21 protein-coding genes are annotated in these 21,996 nt (G+C 68.8%); 8 read left to right on the forward strand and 13 right to left on the reverse strand.

Features of this window, described 5'->3' with window-relative positions:
* Window positions 1-41: 41 nt before the first annotated feature.
* Window positions 42-1,952 carry a molecular chaperone DnaK gene (gene dnaK, locus LPB142_RS01725; protein ID WP_071165314.1) on the reverse strand — a complete coding sequence of 637 codons (1,911 nt, stop codon included), beginning with the start codon at window positions 1,950-1,952 and terminating at the stop codon, window positions 42-44.
* A gap of 172 nt (window positions 1,953-2,124) precedes the next feature.
* Here dnaK and LPB142_RS01730 point away from each other — a divergent pair, with 172 nt between their 5' ends.
* Window positions 2,125-2,760 (forward strand): alpha-ketoglutarate-dependent dioxygenase AlkB family protein, encoded by a 636-nt coding sequence (locus LPB142_RS01730; protein WP_071165315.1) that lies wholly within the window; start codon window positions 2,125-2,127, stop codon window positions 2,758-2,760.
* 72 nt (window positions 2,761-2,832) lie between these two features.
* Here LPB142_RS01730 and LPB142_RS01735 read toward each other — a convergent pair whose 3' ends face one another.
* Window positions 2,833-3,975: an alkane 1-monooxygenase gene (locus tag LPB142_RS01735; protein WP_071165316.1), complete on the reverse strand. Its 1,143-nt coding sequence runs from the start codon at window positions 3,973-3,975 to the stop codon at window positions 2,833-2,835.
* A 52-nt stretch (window positions 3,976-4,027) separates the two neighbouring features.
* Entirely contained in the window at window positions 4,028-5,083 is a 1,056-nt protein-coding gene (locus LPB142_RS01740) for an A/G-specific adenine glycosylase (RefSeq protein WP_071165317.1), read from the reverse strand.
* A gap of 100 nt (window positions 5,084-5,183) precedes the next feature.
* Here LPB142_RS01740 and LPB142_RS01745 point away from each other — a divergent pair, with 100 nt between their 5' ends.
* From LPB142_RS01745 to LPB142_RS01755, 3 genes are read left to right on the forward strand one after another with little or no spacing between them, the layout of a single operon-like run.
* Window positions 5,184-5,741 carry a DUF721 domain-containing protein gene (locus LPB142_RS01745; protein ID WP_068766335.1) on the forward strand — a complete coding sequence of 186 codons (558 nt, stop codon included), beginning with the start codon at window positions 5,184-5,186 and terminating at the stop codon, window positions 5,739-5,741.
* Between the two features lie 3 nt (window positions 5,742-5,744).
* Window positions 5,745-6,401, forward strand: a complete 657-nt coding sequence (locus LPB142_RS01750; RefSeq protein WP_071165318.1) for a DsbA family protein — start codon at window positions 5,745-5,747, stop codon at window positions 6,399-6,401.
* The gene (locus LPB142_RS01755; protein ID WP_156894420.1) at window positions 6,398-7,543 is read left to right on the forward strand and encodes a CaiB/BaiF CoA transferase family protein; all 1,146 of its coding nucleotides are present in this window, start codon (window positions 6,398-6,400) and stop codon (window positions 7,541-7,543) included. The genes LPB142_RS01750 and LPB142_RS01755 overlap by 4 nt, the downstream gene beginning before the upstream one ends.
* Before the next feature lie 69 nt (window positions 7,544-7,612).
* Here LPB142_RS01755 and lpxK read toward each other — a convergent pair whose 3' ends face one another.
* From lpxK to LPB142_RS01770, 3 genes are read right to left on the reverse strand one after another with little or no spacing between them, the layout of a single operon-like run.
* Complete coding sequence (lpxK, locus tag LPB142_RS01760; RefSeq protein WP_071165320.1) at window positions 7,613-8,593, reverse strand: tetraacyldisaccharide 4'-kinase; 981 nt, start codon at window positions 8,591-8,593, stop codon at window positions 7,613-7,615.
* On the reverse strand, window positions 8,593-9,816 hold the full coding sequence (locus LPB142_RS01765) for a 3-deoxy-D-manno-octulosonic acid transferase (protein ID WP_071165321.1): 1,224 nt from the start codon (window positions 9,814-9,816) through the stop codon (window positions 8,593-8,595). Before LPB142_RS01765 ends, lpxK begins: the two co-directional genes overlap by 1 nt.
* A gap of 9 nt (window positions 9,817-9,825) precedes the next feature.
* Window positions 9,826-10,077, reverse strand: a complete 252-nt coding sequence (locus LPB142_RS01770) for a DUF4170 domain-containing protein (protein WP_071165322.1) — start codon at window positions 10,075-10,077, stop codon at window positions 9,826-9,828.
* 126 nt (window positions 10,078-10,203) lie between these two features.
* Between LPB142_RS01770 and zapE the strand changes: the two genes are divergently transcribed.
* Window positions 10,204-11,283 (forward strand): cell division protein ZapE, encoded by a 1,080-nt coding sequence (zapE, locus tag LPB142_RS01775; protein WP_071165323.1) that lies wholly within the window; start codon window positions 10,204-10,206, stop codon window positions 11,281-11,283.
* On the opposite strand, the gene LPB142_RS01780 is transcribed toward zapE, so the two are convergent.
* The 4 genes from LPB142_RS01780 to LPB142_RS01795 form a co-directional block, all read right to left on the reverse strand.
* Window positions 11,284-12,315: an LLM class flavin-dependent oxidoreductase gene (locus LPB142_RS01780; RefSeq protein ID WP_071165324.1), complete on the reverse strand. Its 1,032-nt coding sequence runs from the start codon at window positions 12,313-12,315 to the stop codon at window positions 11,284-11,286. It abuts the gene before it with no gap.
* Between the two features lie 98 nt (window positions 12,316-12,413).
* A complete protein-coding gene (locus tag LPB142_RS01785) occupies window positions 12,414-13,694 on the reverse strand; it encodes a bifunctional folylpolyglutamate synthase/dihydrofolate synthase (RefSeq protein ID WP_071165325.1) in 1,281 nt (426 codons plus the stop codon).
* A 72-nt stretch (window positions 13,695-13,766) separates the two neighbouring features.
* On the reverse strand, window positions 13,767-14,678 hold the full coding sequence (accD, locus tag LPB142_RS01790; protein ID WP_071165326.1) for an acetyl-CoA carboxylase, carboxyltransferase subunit beta: 912 nt from the start codon (window positions 14,676-14,678) through the stop codon (window positions 13,767-13,769).
* A 68-nt stretch (window positions 14,679-14,746) separates the two neighbouring features.
* Complete coding sequence (locus tag LPB142_RS01795; RefSeq protein WP_071165327.1) at window positions 14,747-15,625, reverse strand: CPBP family intramembrane glutamic endopeptidase; 879 nt, start codon at window positions 15,623-15,625, stop codon at window positions 14,747-14,749.
* Between the two features lie 112 nt (window positions 15,626-15,737).
* Between LPB142_RS01795 and LPB142_RS01800 the strand changes: the two genes are divergently transcribed.
* Entirely contained in the window at window positions 15,738-16,496 is a 759-nt protein-coding gene (locus LPB142_RS01800; protein ID WP_068766324.1) for a TSUP family transporter, read from the forward strand.
* Window positions 16,497-16,564: 68 nt separating this feature from the next.
* Here the strand turns inward: LPB142_RS01800 and LPB142_RS01805 are convergent, their stop codons facing one another.
* Window positions 16,565-17,554: an asparaginase gene (locus LPB142_RS01805; RefSeq protein ID WP_071165328.1), complete on the reverse strand. Its 990-nt coding sequence runs from the start codon at window positions 17,552-17,554 to the stop codon at window positions 16,565-16,567.
* A 166-nt stretch (window positions 17,555-17,720) separates the two neighbouring features.
* On the opposite strand from LPB142_RS01805, the gene LPB142_RS01810 reads away from it, so the two are divergent.
* Window positions 17,721-18,245, forward strand: a complete 525-nt coding sequence (locus tag LPB142_RS01810; RefSeq protein ID WP_068766322.1) for an invasion associated locus B family protein — start codon at window positions 17,721-17,723, stop codon at window positions 18,243-18,245.
* Window positions 18,246-18,357: 112 nt separating this feature from the next.
* Window positions 18,358-19,539, forward strand: a complete 1,182-nt coding sequence (rlmN, locus tag LPB142_RS01815; protein WP_071165329.1) for a 23S rRNA (adenine(2503)-C(2))-methyltransferase RlmN — start codon at window positions 18,358-18,360, stop codon at window positions 19,537-19,539.
* Window positions 19,540-19,598: 59 nt separating this feature from the next.
* Here rlmN and LPB142_RS01820 read toward each other — a convergent pair whose 3' ends face one another.
* Window positions 19,599-21,152 (reverse strand): ArnT family glycosyltransferase, encoded by a 1,554-nt coding sequence (locus tag LPB142_RS01820; RefSeq protein ID WP_071165330.1) that lies wholly within the window; start codon window positions 21,150-21,152, stop codon window positions 19,599-19,601.
* Window positions 21,149-21,973, reverse strand: a complete 825-nt coding sequence (locus LPB142_RS01825; RefSeq protein ID WP_071165331.1) for an LOG family protein — start codon at window positions 21,971-21,973, stop codon at window positions 21,149-21,151. The genes LPB142_RS01820 and LPB142_RS01825 overlap by 4 nt, the downstream gene beginning before the upstream one ends.
* Between the last annotated feature and the right edge of the window lie 23 nt (window positions 21,974-21,996).

Consider the following 21,996-nt stretch of genomic DNA (forward strand, 5'->3'; position numbering starts at 1 on the left):
AACGGGCCCCAGGGGGCCCGCTCCTCAGGTTCGCCATGCGCTTACTTGCGCTTGTCTTCGCCCATGTCCTCGAAATCGGCGTCGACGATATCGTCGTCCACGCCCTGCGGGCCGTCTTCCTCGGCGCCCGGCTCGGCGGTGGCCGCCTGCGCCTTGTAGATCGCCTCGCCGAGCTTCATCGCGGCATCGGTCAGGTTGCTGATCGCGCCCTTGATCTTGCCCGGCTCTTCCGACTTCAGCGCCTCTTCGAGCGCATTGCACGCCAGCTCGATCACCTCGACGGTCGACCCATCGACCTTGTCGCCATGCTCCTCGACCGATTTGCGGGTCGAATGCAGCAGGCTTTCGCCCTGGTTCTTGGTCTCGACGAGCTCCTTGCGGGCCTTGTCGGCTTCGGCATTCGCCTCGGCGTCCTTGACCATCTTGTCGATCTCGTCATCCGAGAGCCCGCCCGAGGCCTGGATCGTGATGTTCTGCGACTTGCCGGTGCCCTTGTCCTTGGCCGAGACCGAGACGATGCCGTTGGCGTCGATGTCGAAGGTCACCTCGATCTGCGGCATGCCGCGCGGCGCCGGCGGGATGTCTTCGAGGTTGAACATGCCGAGCATCTTGTTGTCGGCCGCCATCTCGCGCTCGCCCTGGAAGACCCGGATCGTCACCGCGTTCTGGTTGTCCTCGGCGGTCGAGAAGATCTGGCTCTTCTTGGTCGGGATCGTGGTGTTGCGGTCGATCAGACGGGTGAAGACCCCGCCGAGCGTCTCGATCCCGAGCGAGAGCGGCGTCACGTCGAGCAGGACCACATCCTTCACGTCGCCTTGCAGGACGCCCGCCTGGATCGCCGCGCCGAGCGCCACGACTTCATCGGGGTTCACGCCCTTGTGCGGCTCCTTGCCGAAGAACTTGGTGACCTCTTCGACGACTTTCGGCATCCGGGTCATCCCGCCGACGAGCACGACCTCGTCGATCTCGTCCTTCGAGACGCCCGCATCCTTCAGCGCCGCGGCGCAGGGCTTCAGCGAGGCCTTGACCAGATCGCCCACGAGGCTTTCCAGCTTGGCGCGGGTCAGCTTCATGACCATGTGCAGCGGCGTGCCCGAGGAGGCATCCATCGAGATGAACGGCTGGTTGATCTCGGTCTGCTGGCTCGACGAAAGCTCGATCTTGGCCTTTTCCGCGGCTTCCTTCAGCCGTTGCAGCGCCATCTTGTCCTTGGTCAGGTCGACGCCATGCTCCTTTTTGAACTCCTCGGCGAGGTAGTTCACGATCCGCATGTCGAAGTCTTCGCCACCGAGGAAGGTGTCGCCGTTGGTCGATTTCACCTCGAAGAGACCGTCGTCGATCTCGAGGATGGTGATGTCGAAAGTGCCGCCGCCGAGGTCATAGACCGCGATGGTTTTCGATTCTTTCTTGTCGAGACCATAGGCGAGCGCGGCCGCCGTCGGCTCGTTGATGATCCGCAGAACCTCAAGGCCCGCGATCTTGCCCGCGTCCTTGGTGGCCTGACGCTGCGCGTCGTTGAAATAGGCCGGAACGGTGATGACGGCCTGCGTCACGCTCTCGCCAAGATAGCTCTCGGCGGTTTCCTTCATCTTCTGCAGAATGACGGCCGAGACCTGCGCGGGCGAGAATTTCTCCCCCTTCACCTCGACCCAGGCGTCGCCATTGCCGCCGTCGACGATCGAATAGGGGACGAGCTTGCGGTCCTTCTCGACCTCGGCATCGGTCACCCGGCGCCCGATCAGGCGCTTGACGGCGAAGACGGTGTTGGCGGGGTTGGTGACAGCCTGACGCTTGGCCGGCTGGCCGACGAGGCGCTCGCTGTCGGTGAAAGCGACGATCGAAGGCGTGGTGCGCGCCCCTTCCGAGTTCTCGATCACGCGGGGTTGCGAACCGTCCATGATGGCGACGCAGGAGTTCGTGGTCCCGAGGTCGATCCCGATGACTTTGGCCATGTGTATACCTCTTCTTTGGCGATACGGCGGGGTGCGGGTCCAATCAGGCCCCCGACCCCTATCCCAGGGTTTCAATTCGGACCGCCAGGCTAGATGCTTTCGCGGCTTCCCGGCGTATATAAGGAGGGGCCGGAAGCCCTGCAAGAACCGTGCTCGAGGAAGATCGCAACAAATGACAGAATCTGCCGATTGCCCGATTTCGCGCCCCGCGCCGCAGGAAATCCGCGGCTTTCTGCATTATCCGGGCTGGCTGAGCGGCGCCGAACAGGCGGCGATGGTCGCCGATCTGCGCGCGGTGGTGGCCGCCGCGCCGCTCTTTTCGCCGGTGACGCCCTCGGGGCGGCCGATGTCGGTGCGGATGACCTCGGCGGGGCGGTTTGGCTGGGTCTCCGACCGGCGCGGCTACCGCTATGCCGAGACCCATCCCGCCGGCGCGCCCTGGCCCGCGATCCCGCAAAGCGTTCTCGCGGTGTGGGCGGCGGTCGCGCCCGAGGCCCGCGCGCCGGAATGCTGCCTCCTGAACTTCTACGGCGAGGGCGCGAAAATGGGCCTCCATCAGGACCGCGACGAGGCCGATTTCACCCAGCCCGTCGTCTCGATCTCGCTCGGCGATGACGCGCTCTTCCGCATCGGCAACGAAACCCGCGGCGGGTCGACGGCGAGCCTGTGGCTGCGCTCGGGCGACGTGCTGGTGATGGGCGGGCCCGCGCGGCTGCGCTATCACGGCGTCGACCGGATCGCGCCCGCGACCTCGCCGCTCCTGGCCCAAGGCGGGCGCATCAACCTGACGCTGCGCGTGGTGCGCTGACGGATTTTGCGTATTTGGACCAAGAAGAAACCCACCCCGTTTCTTCTTGGCAAAAATACGCACTCCCAGGTCTCACACGGAGCCGCGCGGCATCGGGGTGGTGCCCGCCTTGTAGGGCGTCCAATCCTCGATATGGGGGTAATATTTCGCCCGCCAGGCCCGCACCCGTGGGTTCATCCGCCGCCGCCACAAAGGCGGCACCATCGCGAGCGCGGTCATCGCCGGGTAGCCAAACGGCAGCTGCGGCGCCTCCTCGGCGGAATAGGTCTGCAGGAGCGGGAAGCGCCGGTCGGGTTTGTAATGATGGTCGGAATGGCGCTGCAGGTTGATCAGGAGCCAGTTCGACGCCATGTGATCGGCGTTCCAGCTATGGCGCGGCAGGACATGTTCATAGCGCCCCTCGCCGAGATATTCGCGCGTCAGCCCGTAATGCTCGACGTAATTCGTCAGCTCGAGCTGCCAGACCGCGAAAAAGGCCTGGAGCAAGAAGAGCCCGACCCCCGCCCAGCCGCCGACCGCGAGTGCCGCGCCGAGCGCCAGCCCCTGCAGCGCCGCGTAGCGCCAGAACGGGTTGGTGCGGTGCCACACCGGCCGCCCGGCGCGCGCCAGCATCCGCGCCTCCGCCCGCCAGGCCGAGCGCGGGCATTCGAACAGCACCCGCCAGAAGAACCGGTGAAACCCCTCGTTATAGCGCGCGGTGACCGCATCGCGCGGCGTGCCGACCCAGAGGTGATGGACAAGGAGATGCTCGGTGCGGAAATGCGAATAGAGCACGGTGGCGAGCAAGAGATCGCCGAGCCAGCGCTCGACCCGGGTGCGCTGATGCATCAGCTCATGGCTGTAGACGATGCCGATCGTGCCCGAGATCACGCCGACCCCGAAGAACAGCGCGACGATTTCGACCCCGCTCAGGTGATCGGTATGCGTCACCCACCAGATCACCCCATAGATCACCGCCGCCTGAATCGGGAACCAGATCAGCGTGATCAGCCGATACCAGAAGAGATCGGCGGTCGGCGTGTCGACATCGGGTTGATCCTCGTTGCGGCCGAGCACCCGGTCGAGGAGCGTCACCGACCACCACGCATAGGTCGGCAGCAGAAGCAGCGTCCAGCCCCCGAACCAGGCTTCCACCGCCGCGAGCGGCAGCGTGCCGAGCGAGACCCAGAAGGGCAGGGCGTGGCTCGGGCGGCGGATCTCTTCTCGGCTGGACATGGGCACCTCTGTGGCCTTTGGGCCATGATAGCCGCGCGCGCGCCCGCCGCAATCACTCCGCTTGCGACGAAAGCGCGCCCTGCGCCGCATCCCAGACCTTGCGCATCAGCGTCGGCAGATCGGCGGGGCGGAACCCCGCGCGCGGGGTGGCGCCGGGCGGCGGGGCGGCGGGCTCGGCCACCATCACCTGCAGCTCGAGGTGGAAATGCGTGAAGGTATGGCGCACGGCGGCGGGGGCGGCGCGCCAGTCGGCCGCGAAGGGCGGGCGGGGGGCGGGCGTCTCGGTCCAATCCGAGCCCGGAAAGCCGAGCGTGCCGCCCAGCAGCCCCTTCTCGGGGCGCCGCTCGAGCAACACCTCGCCCGCCGGCCCCACCGCCACATAGGCAAAGCCGCGCCGCGTGGGTTTCTCGGGTTTGGGCGCCTTGCGCGGCAGGGTCTCGGCGATCATCCGCCCCGCGCAGAACCCGGCCAGCGGGCAGAGCGCACAGGCGGGCTTGCGCGGCGTGCAGATCGTCGCGCCGAGATCCATCATCGCCTGTGCATGATCGCCGGGCCGTGCCGCGGGCGTGATCCGCCCGGCAAGCTCGGTCAGCCGCGGCTTCGCGCCCGGCAGCGGCGCCTCGACCGCCCAGAGCCGCGCCACCACCCGCTCGACATTGCCATCGACCACCACCGCGGGCCGGTCAAACGCGATCGCCGCCACCGCCGCCGCCGTGTAGGGCCCGATGCCGGGCAGCGCGCGCAGCCCCGCCTCGGTCTCGGGGAAGCGCCCGCCATGCTCGGCCGCCACCGCGCGGGCGCATTTCAGGAGATTGCGCGCCCGGGCGTAATAGCCAAGCCCCGCCCATTCGGCCATCACATCGCCATCCTCGGCCGCGGCCAGCGCCTCGACACTCGGCCAACGCTCTGTAAAGGCGCGAAAATATCCGCGCACCGCGGCGACGGTGGTTTGTTGCAACATCACCTCGGAGAGCCAGACGCGATAGGGGTCGGGGCGCGCCCCCGCCGCCCGCTCGGCCGGCCCGATGCGCCACGGCATCACCCGCGCCGCCCCGTCATACCAGCGCAAAAGCGCCGCGCTCGCTGCGCTTTCGTCCCCGTCACGCAATCTTTATGCCTCCGTTTCGAGCTATGGGCTGGCAAAGCCCCCCATGCCGCATAAGATACGCGCCATAAGATAGGCCCGCCCCGAAGGAAAGACAGCCCGCATGACCCCCGCCCCCCCCACCAAAGGCCCCGAGCGCCGCCCCGAGCGGCGGATGCGCGGCTTTGAGGCGGCGAGCGGGCTTTTGCGCGAGCGCATCCGTCAGGCCGGCGAGAGCCGCGGCTTTGCGGTCTCGAAACTGCTCACCCATTGGGCCGAGGTGGTCGGCGAGGAGATCGCGGCGCAAACCCGTCCGGTCAAGATCGGCTATTCGAAAACCGGGCTCGGCGCCACGCTGACGCTGCTCGCGCAAGGCGCCTCGGGGCCGATGTTGCAGATGCAGCTCCCCACGATCCGCGAGCGCGTCAACGCCTGCTACGGCTATAACGCGATCTCGAAGGTGATCCTCACCCAGACCGCGCCGATCGGCTTTGCCGAGGGGCAGGCCGAGTTCACCCCCGCCCCCAAGGCCCCGAAACCGCCGCCCTCGCCCGAGCTCACCGCCCGCGCGCAGGCGAGCGTCGAGGGCGCCTCGGACCCGGGCCTGCGCGCCGCCCTCGAGCAGCTCGCACAAAACATCCTGACCCGGGCCGCGGCCCGCAGCGACACCAAGAAAGGCTGACAGATGAATCGACGTTCTCTCCTCCTCGGGATCTCCGGGGCCGCGATGATCGCCGCAATCGGGGGCATCATTGCCTCCCGCCCCGGCGCGCAGACCGGCTTCTCGCTCCCCGCGAACGCCGAAGAGCTCGCCAATATCGAGACCCTGCCCGATATCGCCCAAGGTGCCGCCGAGGCGCCGGTGACGGTGGTCGAATATGCCTCCTACACCTGCCCGCATTGCGCGACCTGGCACAAGGAGATCTACCCGCGCCTGAAGGCCGAGTTCATCGACACCGGCAAGGTGCGCTTCATCCACCGCGAGGTCTATTTCGACAAGTTCGGCCTTTGGGCAGGGCTGATCGCGGGCTGCGGGGGGGATCTGAAATACCACGCGATCAGCGGCATGATCTATGACAGCCAGCAAGACTGGATCGGCGACGGCACCGAGGCCACGATCGCGGCGAATCTGCGCAAGATCGGCCTGAAGGCGGGCCTCGGCCAGGAGCAGATCGAAGCCTGCATGACCGATCAAAAACGCATGGAGGCGATGGTCGCGACCTATCAGAAGAACGCCACCGCCGACGACATCAACGCCACCCCCACGCTCGTCATCAACGGCGAGAAATTCTCGAACATGCCGTGGGAAGAGCTCAAGACCCTGATCGAAGCGAAGCTCTGATGACGCCTCTTGCCGGTCTGAAAGTCGTTGAACTGGCGCGGATTCTGGCGGGCCCCTGGGCCGGCCAGATCCTCGCCGATCTGGGCGCCGATGTGATCAAGGTGGAGGCCCCCGAGGGCGACGATACCCGTCGCTGGGGCCCGCCCTTCATCGAGCACGCCGGCGAGACGAGCGCGGCCTATTTCCACGCCGCCAACCGCGGCAAGCGCTCGGTCACCGCCGATTTCCGCACCCCCGAGGGGCAGGCTTTCGTGCGCGCGCTGGTGGCCGAGGCCGATATCCTGATCGAGAATTTCAAGGTGGGCGGGCTCGCGAAATACGGGCTCGATTATGCGAGCCTGCGGGCGGTCAACCCGCGGCTGATCTATTGCTCGGTGACGGGCTTTGGTCAGAACGGGCCCTATGCGCACCGAGCGGGCTATGATTACATCATCCAGGGCATGTCCGGGCTGATGAGCGTGACGGGCCCCGCCGAGGGCGAGCCGCAGAAGGTGGGCGTGGCGGTGACCGATGTGTTCACCGGCGTTTATGCCGCGGTCGGGATCCTCGCCGCGGTGCATCAGCGCGCCGTGACCGGCGAGGGGCAGCATGTCGACATGGCGCTTTTCGATGTCGCGAGCGCGGTGATGGCGAACCAGGCGATGAATTTCCTCGCGACCGGGGTTTCGCCCAAGCGGATGGGCAACGCCCACCCCAATCTCGTGCCCTATGCGGTTTTCCCCTGCGCCGACGGGCATGTGATTCTGGCCACCGGCAATGACGGGCAATATCGCAAGCTCTGCACGATCCTCGGGCTCGAGGCGCTGGCGGAGGCGCCTGACTATCTCACCAACGCCGACCGGATCGCCAATCGCGAGGCGCTGAGCGGCCTGATCTCCGAGAAGACCCGGGGCTTCAGCCGCGCCGATCTGCTTGCGGCTTGTGAGGCGAAGGGGGTGCCCGCCGGGCCGATCAACGAGATGGGCGATGTCTTTGCCGATCCGCAGATCGTCGCGCGGGGGATGCAGATTGCGCCCGAAGGGGTGCCGGGGGTGCGGCTGCCGATCCGCTTCTCGGGGGCGGAGCTGGCGCTCGATCGGCCCTCGCCGCGGCTGGGGCAGCATCAGGACGAGGTGGTGGCGGAGATGTCGCTCGAGGCCTGAGGGCGGAGGGGGCGCTGCCCCCGCCAAGGCTGCGCCTCGGCCCCCCGGGATATTTCGGCATCGTTGAAATCAGAGGCCGAGCGCGGCGAGGCGGGTCTCGAGCGGGCGCGGGTCGTCGATCTGGAGGCGCACCGGCAGGGCGAGCACCTGCGGGCGGAAGCGCGCGGGCATGCGGGCGGCGTCTTTTTCGGTGGTGACGAGTTGGGCGCCGAGCAGCCGCGCCTCGGTCTCGAGGCGGGTGAGCAGGCGCGGGGTGAAGGGTTGGTGATCCTCGAGCGGTTCGGCGCGGACCAGATCGGCGCCGAGCCCGCGCAGCGTCGCGAAGAATTTTTCCGGGTGGCCAATGCCGGCGAAGGCGAGAACGCGCAGGCCTTGCCAATCCATCCCGGTTTGCAAAGGCGCGAGCGCCCCGGTCAGATGCGGGAGGGGGAGCGCGGCGCCCCAGCGCGCGGAGAACGCCGTCTGCGCCGCGGGCGGGCCGATCGAGAGCAGCAGATCGGCGCGGGCGAGCCCCGCCGCGACCGGCTCGCGCAGGGGGCCGGCGGGCAGGCAGAGCCCGTTGCCGAAGCCCTTGACCGCATCGACCGTGATCAGCGTGAGATCCTTGACGAGCGCCGGGTTCTGGTGGCCGTCATCGAGCACGATCGCCTGTGCCCCCGCCGCGATCGCCGCGCGCGCCCCGGCGGCGCGGTCCTTGGCGACCCAGGTCGGCGCGAAGGCGGCGATCAGGAGCGGCTCGTCGCCGGTTTCCTCGGCGCTGTGCTGCCCCTCGATGACCCGCACCGGCCCGGCGAGGCGCCCGCCATGGCCGCGGCTGACGACATGGGCGGCAACCCCCCGCGCGGCGAGAAGTTGCACCAGCGCGATCACCGTCGGCGTCTTGCCGGTGCCGCCGGCGTTGAGGTTGCCCACGCAGATCACCGGCACCGGCAGCTTCACCCCCGGCCGCGCGACGCGCCGCGCGGTGGCGGCGGCGTAGAGCGCGCCGAGCGGCGCCAAGAGCCGCGCCATGAGGCCCGCGGGGCCATACCAGAACAGCGGTGCGCCCATCACTCTCTCTCCGATCCGCGCGCGGCATCGAGCTCGGTCAGGATCGCGCGCGCGACGGCCTCGACCGCACCGGCCCCGCCCGAGGTCACCGCCCAGGCGTTATGCGCCAGGATCGCGGCGCGGTCGGGGGCGAGCAGATCCGCCACTGCCTCGCCGAGCTGGGCCTCCGAGGCCACCGCGCGGGCGGCGCGGGCTTCGGTCAGGCGGGTGTAATCGGGGGTGAAGGGCGCGGTCCGCGGCCCGTGGATGATCGCCGAGCCAAGCGCCGCGGGCTCGAGCGGCGAGCGCGCATGATACGCCGCGCCGGTGAAGGTGCCGCCCATATAGGTGACCGGCGCGAGCCGATACCAGAGCCCGTAATCGCCCGGATCATCGGCCAGAAAGACCTGCATCTCGGCATCGGGCTCGCCCTCGAGCGAGCGCCGCCCGACGGCCCAGCCCTCACCCTCGAGCCGGGCAGCCAGCGCCACCGCATCCTCTTGCGCATCGGGCGCGAGGATCAGCAACATCCGATGCGCGAGCCGCAGCGCATGGGTATGGGCGGCGAGCACCGTCTCGATCTCGGCCTCGGGCACCGCCGTCGCGAGCCAGACCGGCCGCGCCCGCAGCCCCTGCGCGATCGAGGCGCGCTCGGGATCGGAGCAGCGCAGCGGCACCGGCGGCTCGGCCAGGATCCCGCCGATCTCGACCTTCGCGGGGTCGGCGCCGAGGCGCTTGAGCGCGACCGAGCTCGCCGGGTCGCGGGTCAGGATCCGGCTCAGCCGCCCGAGAAGCGCGCGCTGTTGGCCGCGCAACAGAAGCGGGCGCGCCGCCGCGCCGGGGCAGGCATCGACGAGCATCACCGGCACCTTCCCCGCCCCGCAGATCACCGCCGCGGGCAGGTCATTGCCGACCAGAACGATCAGATCGGGCCGCCAGCGCGCGAGCAGCCGGGCGATCCCGGCGGGGCTTTCCTCGGGGGCGGCGAAGGTCTCGGTGCCCTTGGGCCAGAGCGCGGCGGCGGGCGCGGCCCCCGGCGCGCTCACCCGCAGCCGCAGCCCCGCGCGCAACTGCCCGAGCCGGCGCGCGACGAGCGCCGCATCCGCCTCGGTGCCCTCGCTCAGCACGAGCCACACGAGCGGACCCGCCGGGCGCTCCACCTGCGCGGCGCGCAACGCCAAGGGCCCGGGCTTGCGCAGCCCGGCCAGCGTCAGACGCAGCCACAGCAGAAACGACCGGCGCATCGGGGGGGCTCAGCGCCCCTGATCTTCGGCCGCGGCCGCCATCTCCTCATCGCGCAGCCGGTGCAGGTGGGCGATGAAATAGCGGGTGTGGGCGTCGTCGACGGTGCGCTGGGCCTCGGCCTTCCAGGCGGCATGGGCGGCGGCGTAATTCGGGAAGATGCCCACGACATGGATCTTCTCGACATCCTTGAACTCGTTGCGCTGCGGGTCGATCAGCTCGCCGCCAAAGACGAGGTGAAGGCGTTGCGGGGTCTTGGACATGGCTCCTCCGGGCATCCTGTTGCGGCTCGCGACACTAGTGGAAGCGCCCCCGCGCGACAAGCGTTTGCTGGCCCCGGCGCGGCGGCGGCGCTTTTCTTTCGCGCGCGCAGCATATACCAAGGCGCCATGACAGCGACTCTGACCCAGATCTATGACGCGCGCGTCGCCGCGGGCGATATCCATGCCGATGCGGCCCAACGCGCGGTCCTGCCGATGCTCGAACGCGTGCGCGCGGGCCTCGAGGCGCCGGTGAAGAAATCCGGCCTCTTCGGCCTCTTCACGAAGCCCCCCGAGCCGGTGCGCGGGCTCTACCTCTGGGGCGGGGTCGGGCGCGGCAAATCCATGCTGATGGATCTCTTCTGCGATGCGGTCGCGGCGCCCAAGCGGCGGGTGCATTTCCATGCCTTCATGCAGGAGGTGCAGGCCAAGATCGAGACCGCCCGCCGCGCCAGGGTCGAGGACGCCATCGCCCCGGTCGCCAAGGAGATCGCGGCCGAGATCCGGCTTCTCTGCTTCGACGAGATGCAGATCACCGATATCGCCGATGCGATGATCGTCGGGCGGCTCTTCGAGCTGCTCTTCGCCGCCGGGGTGACGGTCGTCACCACCTCGAACCGGGTGCCCGAAGAGCTCTACAAGAACGGGCTGAACCGGCAACTCTTCGTGCCCTTCATCGGCATGTTGCGCGCGCGCCTCGATGTCCATGAGATCGCCTCGGAGACCGATTACCGCCAGCACCGGCTCTCCGGCGCGCAGGTCTATTTCACGCCGCTGGGCGCGCAGGCGCGGGCGGATATGGATGCGCTCTGGGATGAGCTGACCGGCCATGACGAGGCCAACCGGCTGGTTTTGCATGTGAAAGGCCGCGAGGTCGTGGTCGAGCATTTCCACAACGGCGTCGGGCGCACGGGCTTTGATGCGCTCTGCGGCGCGATGCTGGGGCCGGCGGATTATCTCGCGCTCGCGGGCGCGGTGCGGGTCTTGATGATCGACGATATCCCGCAGCTCTCCGCCGCGCGGTTCAACGAGGCCAAGCGCTTCGTCACGCTGATCGACGCGCTTTACGAGGCGAAGGTGCGGCTGATCTGCTCGGCGGCGGCCGAACCCGAGGTGCTTTACCGCGCGGGCGAGGGCACCTTCGAATTCGAGCGCACCGCAAGCCGGCTGCGCGAGATGCAATCGGCCGATTGGGCGGCGCAGGCCTGATCAGCCCTGCGCGAGCAGCGCCCGCACCCGCGGCGCGACCTCGGTGCCGTAAAGCTCGATCGTGCGGGAGAGGCTCGCCGGGTCTTGCGGGCCCGCGCTATATTTCAGCGTGAAGCGTGAGAGCCCCAAGCCGTTGACCGTGCGCGCGATTTTCGCCGCCACCGTGTCGGGCGCGCCGACGTAGAGCGAGCCCTGCTCGATCTCGGCCTCGAACGCCGCGCGCGAGAGCGGCGGCCAGCCGCGGCTGCGCCCGATCGCGCTGTGCATCTCGGCGTAAGCGGGAAAGAATTCGTCGCGCGCCTGCGCATCGCTCGCCGCGATATGGCCCGGCGAATGCACGCCCAAGGGCAGCATCGCCTCGCCCATCTGCGCGCGCACGCGGGCGTAAAGCTCGACCAGCGGCCGGAACCGCAGCGCATCGCCGCCGATGATCGCCATCATCAGCGGCATCGACATCGCCGCCGCCTCGACGACCGAATTCGGGCTGCCGCCGACGCCGCGCCAGACGGTGAGCGGGCGCTCGGGGCGGGGGTGGACGGTGACGTTTTTCAGCCGCGGCAGGTGGCGCCCCTCGATCGAGACCTTCTCCTGCGTGATCAGCCGATGCAGGAGCTGCGATTTCTCCTCGAAGAGCGTCTCGTAATCGTCGAGCGCATGGCCGAAGAGCGGGAAGCTCTCGGTGAAGGAGCCGCGCCCGATGGTGATTTCGGCGCGCCCGGGGAACAGCGCGTCGAGCGTCGAGAGCCGTTGGAAGAGCCGGATCGGGTCATCGGAGGACAGCACCGTGACCGAGGTGCCCGCCTTGATCCGCGTGGTGCGCGCCAGGATCGCGCCAAGCAGCGGCTCGGTCGAGGAGATCGCGAAATCGGCGCGGTGATGTTCGCCGAGGCCGAAATAATCGAGCCCCACCCGGTCGGCGAGCTCGGCCTCCGCGAGCGTGTCGCGCAGGACTTGGGCGGCGGGGCGCAGGCCGCTCGTGTCGCGGGTGATGTCGCCGAAAGTATCGAGGCCGAATTCGAGGGGGGCGGTCATGGCGGGCTCCTTCTGTGCAAGCGCCAAGATAAGCGCGCCCGGTGGCCCGCGCTAGGCGCGTGGGCGCACAGAGACCCCGGCGAAAACGCGCGCCGGGCTCAGCCGTTTTCCTTGAGCACCTGCCCGGCGAGATAGAGCGAGCCGCAGATCAGCACCCGCGCCGCCGGGTCGTGCGCGGCGATCCGGGCGAGCGCCTCGGCGACCGAGGGGGCGGTCGTGACCTCGGCGAGACCCGCGCGCGTGGCGGCCTCGGCGGTGACCTCGGCGGGGAGCGTATTGGGCTCGCCCGGGATAGCGACGGCGGTGAGGCTCGCGGCCTGGGCGGCGAGCGGGCGCATGTAGCCCGCGACATCCTTGGTGTTGAGCATCCCGCAGATCAGATGCGTCGGGCGCGGGGGCATCCGCGCGAGCGTCGCCGCCACCGCCGCCCCGCCCGCCGGGTTGTGCCCGCCATCGAGCCAGAGCTCGACCCCCGGCGCACTTTCCGCCAAGGGCCCGCGGCGCAGGCGTTGCATCCGGGCGGGCCATTCGGCGCGGGTGACGGCGGCCTCGCAGGCCGCCTCGTCAAAGCCGAGCACCCGCAGCGCGGCAATCGCGGCGCCGGCGTTCTCGATCTGATGGGGGCCGGGCAGGGCGGGCAGCGGCAAATCGAGCAGCCCGTTTTCATCCTGGTAGACGAGCCGGCCGCGTTCCTCGAACGCATGCCAATGTTGGCCGTGGACAAAGAGCGGCGCGCCGAGCCGCGCGGCGCGCGCCTCGATCACCGCGAGCCCCTCGGGTGCCTGCGGGCCGACCACGCAGGGCACGCCGCGCTTGAGGATCCCGGCCTTTTCGCCCGCGATCTCGGGCAGGGTCTCGCCGAGGAATTGCTGATGGTCGATCGAGACCGGGGTGATGATCGTGAGCGCGGGGCGCTCGATCACATTGGTCGCATCGAGCCGCCCGCCGAGGCCGACCTCGAGGAGGGTGTAATCGGCCGGCGTGCGGGCGAAGGCCAGAAAGGCCGCGGCGGTGGTGATCTCGAAGAAGGTGATCTGGGTGCCGCCGTTTTGCGCCTCGCATTCATCGAGGAGCGCGGCGAGCGCGGGTTCGGAGATCAGCGCCCCGGCGAGGCGGATGCGTTCATGAAAGCGCGCCAGATGCGGCGAGGTATAGGCATGGACGCGCTGGCCCGCGGCCTCGAGGCCGGCGCGGATCATCGCTTGCGTCGAGCCCTTGCCGTTGGTGCCGGCGATATGGATCGCGGGGGGGATCGCCGCCTCGGGGTGGCCGAGCGCGGCGAGGATGCGGTGCATGCGCTCGAGGGTGAGGTCGATCACCTTCGGGTGCAGGCTCATCAGCCGGGTGAGGATGATATCGGAGCTGTCGGGAGCGGACATGGGGCCTCACGTTTGGAAAGGCCGGGGACTTTGCCCCCGGACCCCCAGGATATTTGGGGCAAGATGAAAGGATCAGGCCTTGGCGGGTTTGTCGACGGCGTCAGTGGGGGCGGGCAGATCGCCCATCACCGCGGGCGACTGGTTGGTGAGCATCCGCAAGATGGTGACGAGTTCCTCGCGGAGTTTCTTGCGATGCGTCACGCGGTCGAGCATGCCGTGATCGAGCAGATATTCGGCGCGCTGGAAGCCCTCGGGGAGTTTCTCGCGGATCGTCTGTTCGATGACGCGGGGCCCGGCGAAGCAGATCAGCGCGTTCGGCTCGGCGATCTGGACATCGCCCAGCATCGCATAGGAGGCGGTGACGCCGCCGGTCGTGGGGTGGGTGAGCACCACGATATAGGGCAGTTTGGCTTCCTTGAGCATCTGCACGGCGACGGTGGTGCGCGGCATCTGCATCAGCGAGAGGATCCCCTCTTGCATCCGTGCGCCGCCGGCGGCCGAGAAGAGCACGAGCGGGCGTTTGAGTTTCACCGCGCGTTCGGCGGCGGCGACGATGGCGTTGCCGACATACATGCCCATCGAGCCGCCCATGAAGGAGAAATCCTGCGCGGCGGCGACGATCGGGGTGCGGGCGATCTCGCCCTCGGCCACCAGCATCGCCTCTTTCTCGCCGGTCGATTTCTGCGCGGCTTTCATCCGGTCGGGGTATTTCTTCTGATCGCGGAATTGCAGCGGGTCGGCGATCGGCTCGGGGACCTTGACCTCGGAGAAGATGCCGCCGTCAAAGAGCTTGGCGAAGCGTTCGCGCGGCGTGATCGCCATATGGTGATCGCAATTGGTGCAGACGTTGAGGTTGTCGGCCAGTTCGCGGTGGAACAGCATCGTGCCGCATTCGGGGCATTTCGTCCAAAGATTCTCCGGCACCTCGCGGCGCGAAAACAGCGAGTTGATCTTCGGGCGGACGTAGTTCGAGATCCAGTTCATTGGCTGTGGCCCCCTTTGCGCCTTCCGTCACGTCGCCCCCAGATAAGCCGCGCGGCGGGAAATTGCAATCAGACGCGCAGGAGCACGCGGATCATCAGCCAGTTCACGAGGAGAAGCGCGAAATCGCAGGCCATGTAGGGCGCGATCGCGGCGATGTCGCGGGTGTTGAGGACCAGCGTGTAGAGCGCGAGCCCGTCGAGGTTGCCGTAAAGCCCGACGAGGAAGATCGCGCCGATATTGGTGGCCAGATGCAGCGCGAGGGCGGCGCCGAGATTGCCGGTGCGGGCGGTGAGATCCGCGGCGAGGCAGCCGAACACCGCCGCCCAGAGTGCCGGGAAGATCGCCGCCGGGCCGAAGCTCGCGGCATCGTAATGGAGCGCGCCGAAGAGCGCCGAGGGCAGGATCATCCAGGCGAGCGGGCTGCGGAACCGCGCCGCCATCTGTTGCAGCAGATAGCCGCGGAAGACGAGTTCTTCGGCCGCGACCTGGAGGAAGAGAAGCGGCCCCGCGAGCGGCAGCCAGCGCAGGAGCGTGGCGAGCGGCGTGGCGCGGCCGATATCGGGCCCGCCGAGCTGGAGGACGAGAAGCGCGATCTGCAGCCCGACGAGCGGGCCGATCACCCGGGCGAAGGCCGCCCCCGCGCCGGGGCCGGTCAGGGTGAGGAGCCGCCGGGCATGGAGCGCGCGGGCGACGAAGATCACCGCCGCCGCCATCGGCAGGAAGCTCGCGAGCGTCAGCGAGAGGCCGAAGGGTGTCGAACCGCCCAGGACATTGCGCAGGAGCGCCATCAGCCGCCCGTCGCCCAAGGCCGCCACCACAAACGCCATCGCGACGAAGAGCGCCGAATAATAGAGCACCACGACCCCGGTGAGGCCGAGCAGGGTGCGCCAGAGTTCGGCGCGCGCCCGGGCGGGGGCGATGAAATGGGCAAGGCGGGGGTAGGTCATGGGCCCTCGGGGTCGGATGGGGCGAGCCTAGCCCCGGCGGCGGGGGCTCACAAGCGGGGTTTACTTTGGCCCGGGGCGGGCGGATGAAAGGGGCTTCGGATCGGGGGGCGGGATGTTCGAGGTTTCGTTGGATGTGGCGGCGATGCTGGTCGCGGCGGCCTTTGCGGCAGGCTTTGTCGACAGTATCGCGGGGGGCGGCGGGCTGATCACGCTGCCGGTTCTGCTCCTGGCGGGGGCGAGCCCGCTCGAGGCGCTCTCGACCAACAAGGTGCAGGGCGCGTTCGGGGCGGCGACGGCGGCGGTTTCTTATGCGGCGCGCGGGCATGTCGATTTGCGCCGCCAGATCCGTGCGGCGGGGCTGGCCTTCGTGGCGGGGCTGTGCGGCGCGCTTTTGGTCGCGCGGATCCCGACCGAGGGGCTGCGGCTGGCGCTGCCGGTGATCCTGATCGCGATCGCGGGGTTTTTCGCCTTCAAGAAGGGGCTGGATGATACCGACCGGGCCGAGCGGATCCGGCCGGCGAGTTTCACGGCCTTTGTGGTGCCCTTGATCGGGTTTTATGACGGGCTGGTCGGGCCGGGGGCGGGGGCGTTCTACATGATCGGTTTCGTCAGCCTTGCGGGATATGGGGTGTTGAAGGCCACGGCGCATACGAAATTGCTAAATTTCGCCTCGAACATGGGGGGGCTGGTGGCCTTTGCGGCGGTGGGGGCGCCGTGGTGGATCACCGGGCTCGCGATGGGGTTGGCGCAGATGGCGGGGGCGCGGCTGGGGGCGCGGCTGGCGATGCGGGTCGGGGCGAAGGTGATCAAGCCGCTGCTTGTGGTGACCTCGACGGCGCTGGCGGTGCGGCTGATCTGGCAGATGATCTGAGCCCGGCCGGGGCGCCCGTTGCAGGGACGGGAGCCTCCGGCGGGGATATTTTTGGCAAGATGAAAGGGTCAGGCGAAGCCGGGGGCGCGGCGCATCTGGCCGGTGACGAAGCCGCGCCAGTTTTTCTGGGCGGTGGGGATCAGTTTCTCGACGACCGGATGGGCGGGGTCGAGCGCGCCGAGTTTGACCAGCAGCGCGGTGATCGCGGCTTCGGCGGCGCGGGTGCCGCCATCGACGATCTTCAGCGCGATGCCGCGTTTTTGCTCGGGGAGGATCGCGATGAACACCGCCTCGGCGCCGGTCTTGACCGCGACCTTGCCGCCCATGGCGCGCATCAGATCGGTGCAGGCGCGCCCCTCGCCCGCGACCATCTCGGGGAAGGCGGCCATGGCGCGGGCGAGCCGCGCGGCGGCGGCCTCGCGCGGGCCGCCCTCGGGGTTGGCGGCGGCGAAGAGCTGCATCGCGCGGGCAAGGCCGGTCACCGTGCAGGCGAAATTGGGCGCCGAGCAGCCGTCGATCCCGTAGCCGGGCGAGGTTTCCCCGGTGACCTCCTCGAAGGCGGCTTTCACCGCGACCTGCACCGGGTGATCGAGCTCGACATATTCGGAGCCGCCGCCGAGATGGCGGTTGAGCGTCAGGAAGCCCGCGTGTTTGCCCGAGCAATTGTTGTGGAGCTGGCAGGGGGCGGTATCGGAGCAGGTCAGGCGTTTGGCCTCGTCGCGATCCCAGGGCATATGGCAGCCGCAGCGCAGATCGCGCTCGCCGAGGCCCAGCGCGCCGAGCCAGGCCTCGACCGCCTGCGCGTGCATCGCCCCGCCCGAATGGCTCGCGCAGGCGAGTGCGAGTTGGCGCTCGCTCAGCCCCGCCGCCGCGGCCGCCCCGCTTTCGAGCAGCGGCAGCGCCTGCAGCATCTTGCACGACGAGCGCGGGAAGATCACCGTTTCGGGCGCGCCCCAGGCCGCCTCGATGCCGCCCGGCCCGTAGATCACCGCATGCCCGGCATGCACCGATTCGAGCATCCCGCCCCGCCACAACTCGATCATCGGCACCGCAACCATGTCTCTCTCCTCACGCATGCGCGAAATCCCGCCATGGGGGCTTTTCCCCACCGGCACTTTTACGTTATCTGTGGGATATCGAGTTGAAATCGCATCCGCCATTGTAAAAAAGGGCCAAAGGCCCGCGCGGCGGGGCAGAGGCATCAGGCAGCTGGAGGCTGTAACCATGAAGACTTTCGTTCTCAAGGGCATGACGGTGCTGGCCGCGACCGCCCTTTTCGCGGGCGCCGCAGGCGCGCAGCAGACCACCAACCGCGTGGCCGCCAAGACCGACTGGAGCGTCTTCGTCGAAGACAGCCCGAAGGAATGCTGGGGCGTGTCGAAGCCGGTCGAGACGGTGAACTCCAAGGACGGCAAGCCCGTTCAGGTGCGCCGCGGCGATATTCTGCTCTTCGTGACCTTCCGCCCGGGCAAGGCCGGTGAGGTGTCGTTCATGGGCGGCTATCCCTTCGCCAATGGCTCGACCGTCGACATGGTGGTGAACAACGGCCAGAAATTCACCCTCTTCACCGATGGCGAAGGCGCCTGGGCAGGCTCGCCCGAGGAGGACGCCAAGATCGTCGCCGCGCTCAAGGGCGGGGCGGATGTGACGCTCTCGGCGCGCTCGGGCCGCGGCACGATCACCAAGGACAAATTCTCGCTGATGGGCTTCACCGCGGCGATGGAGGAAGCGGCGACCCGCTGCAAATAAGCGGGTTTTGCGCGCGACAGGGCCCCGGTTCGCCGGGGTCTTTGCATTTGTGGGCTACCCGTGGGCCCGCGAATCCCCTATATGAAGCGCCTCCCCAGCATTGGACAGAGCCATGACCGAGCCCACCGCACCGATCACCCAGGACGTGCACACGATCCCGCGCAAGCTGCCCGAGGGCGGCAAGGTGAACCTCGTGGGCCTGACGCGCGAGCAATTGCGCGAGACGCTGATCGCCGCCGGCACGCCGGAGAAACAGGCCAAGATGCGGGTCGGGCAGATCTGGCAATGGATCTACCATTGGGGCGTGCGCGATTTCGCGGCGATGACCAACCTCGCGAAGGATTACCGCGCCTTCCTCGACGCGCGGTTCGAGATCGCGGTGCCCGAGTTGGTGACGCGGCAGGTCTCGATGGACGGCACGCGCAAATATCTGCTGCGCATCGCCGGCGGGCATGAGGTCGAGGTCGTCTATATCCCCGAGGAAACCCGCGGCACGCTCTGCATCTCCAGCCAGGTGGGCTGCACGCTGACCTGTTCGTTCTGCCATACCGGCACGCAGAAGCTGGTGCGCAACCTGACCGCGGGCGAGATCGTGGGGCAGGTGATGGTGGCGCGCGACGATCTGGGCGAATGGCCCGAGCCGGGCGCGCCGAAGGATGAGACGCGGCTGGTGTCGAATGTCGTTCTGATGGGGATGGGCGAGCCGCTCTACAATTTCGAGAATGTGCGCGATGCGATGAAGGTGGTGATGGATGGCGAGGGGATCTCGCTCTCGCGCCGGCGGATCACGCTCTCGACGAGCGGGATCGTGCCGGAGATCGCCAAGACCGCCGAGGAGATCGGCTGTCTGCTGGCGGTGAGCTTCCATGCCACGACCGATGAGGTGCGCGACCGTCTCGTGCCGGTCAACAAGAAGTGGAACATCGCGACGCTGCTCGACACGCTGCGCGAGTATCCGCGGCTGTCGAACAGCGAGCGGATCACCTTCGAATATGTCATGCTCAAGGGCGTGAACGATACCGATGAGGATGCGCGCCGGCTGGTGAAGCTGATCCGCGGGATCCCGGCGAAGATCAACCTGATCCCGTTCAACGAATGGCCGGGCTCCCCCTATCAGCGCTCGGATTGGGAGCGGATCGAGGCTTTTGCCGATATCGTCTACAAGGCGGGTTACGCCGCGCCGATCCGCACGCCGCGGGGCGAGGATATCATGGCGGCCTGCGGGCAGCTCAAATCGGCGACCGAACGCGCGCGCAAATCGCGTGCCGAGATCGAGGCCGAGGCCGGGCTCTGAGGATCACCCCGGGCGCCTGGGGCGCGGCCGGGGTTTGCGTATTTGGGCCAAGAAGAAACTCAGCCGCGCCAGAGGCACCAATCGGTGCCGTTGAAATCGACCACCTCGGCGCCTTCGAGCGGCAAGGGCGCGAAGGCGCATTCGGCGAGCAGCACGCCGCCCGGATGCGCCGCGAGCCAGGCCCCGGCCTCGTCATGCGCGGGGAGGGCGACCGGCCCTGTCAGCCGCGCCTCGAAGCCGAATTCCTCGTGATACTGGCGGGCGATGACCGCGATCCCGGCGGCTTCGCGCGGCGCGATCTTGGCCGCGATCACTGCGCTGTCATAGCCGCGGCCGAGCCCGGTGAGCCCGATCACCAGGTTGAGCGCGAGGATGAGCGCAAGCCCGATCGCGGTGGAGCTCGCCACCACCGGCAGCCGCAGCGCCGCGATCGCCGCGACGGCCAGCCCGCCCGCGATCGCGATCACCACCCAGGACGGCGCGAGCTGCGCGCTCAGCCGCGGGTCGCCGACAAGGCCCAGCGCGGCCGCGATCAGCCCGCCGCCGAGCGCAACCGCGAGCCCCGCCGCGAGCCAGTTGCGCCGCGCAAGCCCCGCCTCCTCCGCCGCGATCAGCGCGCGCGCGAAGATCAGCGCCACCGCCGGCAGTTCGGGGATCAGGTAATGCACCTGCTTGCCCGAGACGAGCGAGAAGAGCGCCACCCCCGCCCCCGCCCAGACGAGCGCGAGCCGCAACGACCGATCCGAAAGCCGCAACCGCACGAGCCCGCGCCACAGCGCCCCCGACCAGATCCACGGGTAGAGGATCACCGGCATCAGCGCGATCAGCCAATACCACGGCCGCGCATGGGCGAAGGAATTGACCGTCCGCCCGGCGGTTTGCTCCCACAAGATCATGTGGCGATACTCCGGCCCGCCCGCAATCGCGGCCGGCACCACCCAGAGCGCCACGAGCCCGAGCGCGAGCGCAAAGGCCAGCCCGACCCCGCGCCCGATCACGCCCACGCGCGGCCGCGTGGCCGGATCGGCCCAGAGCGGCGCGGCGAGCAGCGCGGGCATCAGATGCAGGAAGATCACCGGCCCCTTGGCATAGACCCCCATCGCAATGGCAAAGCCAAAGCCGAGCCAGCCCGGCAGATCGAGCTCCGCCCGCCCCATCGCGCGCCACAGCGCCGCGACCCCGATGAGCGTCGCGCAGCCGAGCATCGTGTCGAACATCGTCGCCCCGCCATAGGCGAGAAACACCACCATCCCCGCCAGCACGGCCGCCGCGGTGGCGCCGGTGCGCCCGTCCCAGAGCCTGCGCCCGAGCGCCCAGACGCCGGCCACCATCGCCAGCCCGAAGGCCGGCCCGACCAGCCGCGCGGCCACCCCGCTCACCCCGAACACCGACCACACGAGGTTGATCAGCCAGAACAGCAGCGGCGGCTTGTCGGTATAAAGCGTGTGATTCTTCGTCGGCAGCAGCCACTGCCCGGTCTGGTGCATCTCCCAGGCCACATCGACATAGCGCGTCTCGTCGATCGGGATCAGCGGACGCAACAGCACCCCCGCCACCGAGACCGCCGCAAAAGCCCCGAGCGCCGCCAGCGCAACCCCCCGCGCGCGCATCATTCGCACCCGTAATCCCAGCCGTCGATGATCGCGAGGGCCTCCTCGGCGGTCTCGACAAAGCTGATCAGCTCGAGATCGGCGGGCGAGATCGTGCCCGCCTCGGCGAGGCTTTCCCAGTTGATCACCTTCTTCCAGAAATCGACCCCGAAGAGGATGAACGGGATCCGCCGCATCCGCCGCGTCTGGATCAGCGTCAGCGCCTCGAACATCTCGTCGAGCGTGCCGAACCCGCCCGGGAAGACGGTGATCGCCTTGGCGCGCATCAGGAAATGCATCTTGCGGATCGCGAAGTAATGGAAGTTGAACGACAGATCCGGGGTGACGAAATGGTTCGGCGCCTGTTCATGCGGCAGGAGGATGTTGAGCCCGATCGACTGGCCCCCAGCCTCATGGGCGCCGCGGTTGCCCGCCTCCATCACGCCCGGGCCGCCGCCGGTGCAAACCACCATCTCGCGGCCATATTTCGCAAGGCTGCGCGCGGTGATCGCGGCGGCGAATTTGCGCGCCTCCTCGTAGAAATGGCTGAGCTCCGCCAGCCCCGGCGTGCGCGCCCCCTCGGCCGCCTCGGGCGCGGGGATCCGCGCGCCGCCAAACATCACCACCGTCGAGTTGATCCCCCGTTCATCGAGGATCATCTGCGGCTTCAGAAGCTCGAGCTGCAACCGCACCGGGCGCAGCTCCGGGCGCATCATGAAATCATCGTCGATGAAGGCGAGTTTATAGGCCGGGGCGCGGGTTTGCGGGGTATCGGGGATACGCCGCGCGGCGCGCGCATCCTCGATCGAATCGCGGAACGTGTGGCTACGGGTCTCTTCGCTCATGCTGTCCTGCCGTGATGCGGTTT

It is taken from the genome of Rhodobacter xanthinilyticus (genome assembly GCF_001856665.1).
Lineage (GTDB): Bacteria > Pseudomonadota > Alphaproteobacteria > Rhodobacterales > Rhodobacteraceae > Rhodobacter > Rhodobacter xanthinilyticus.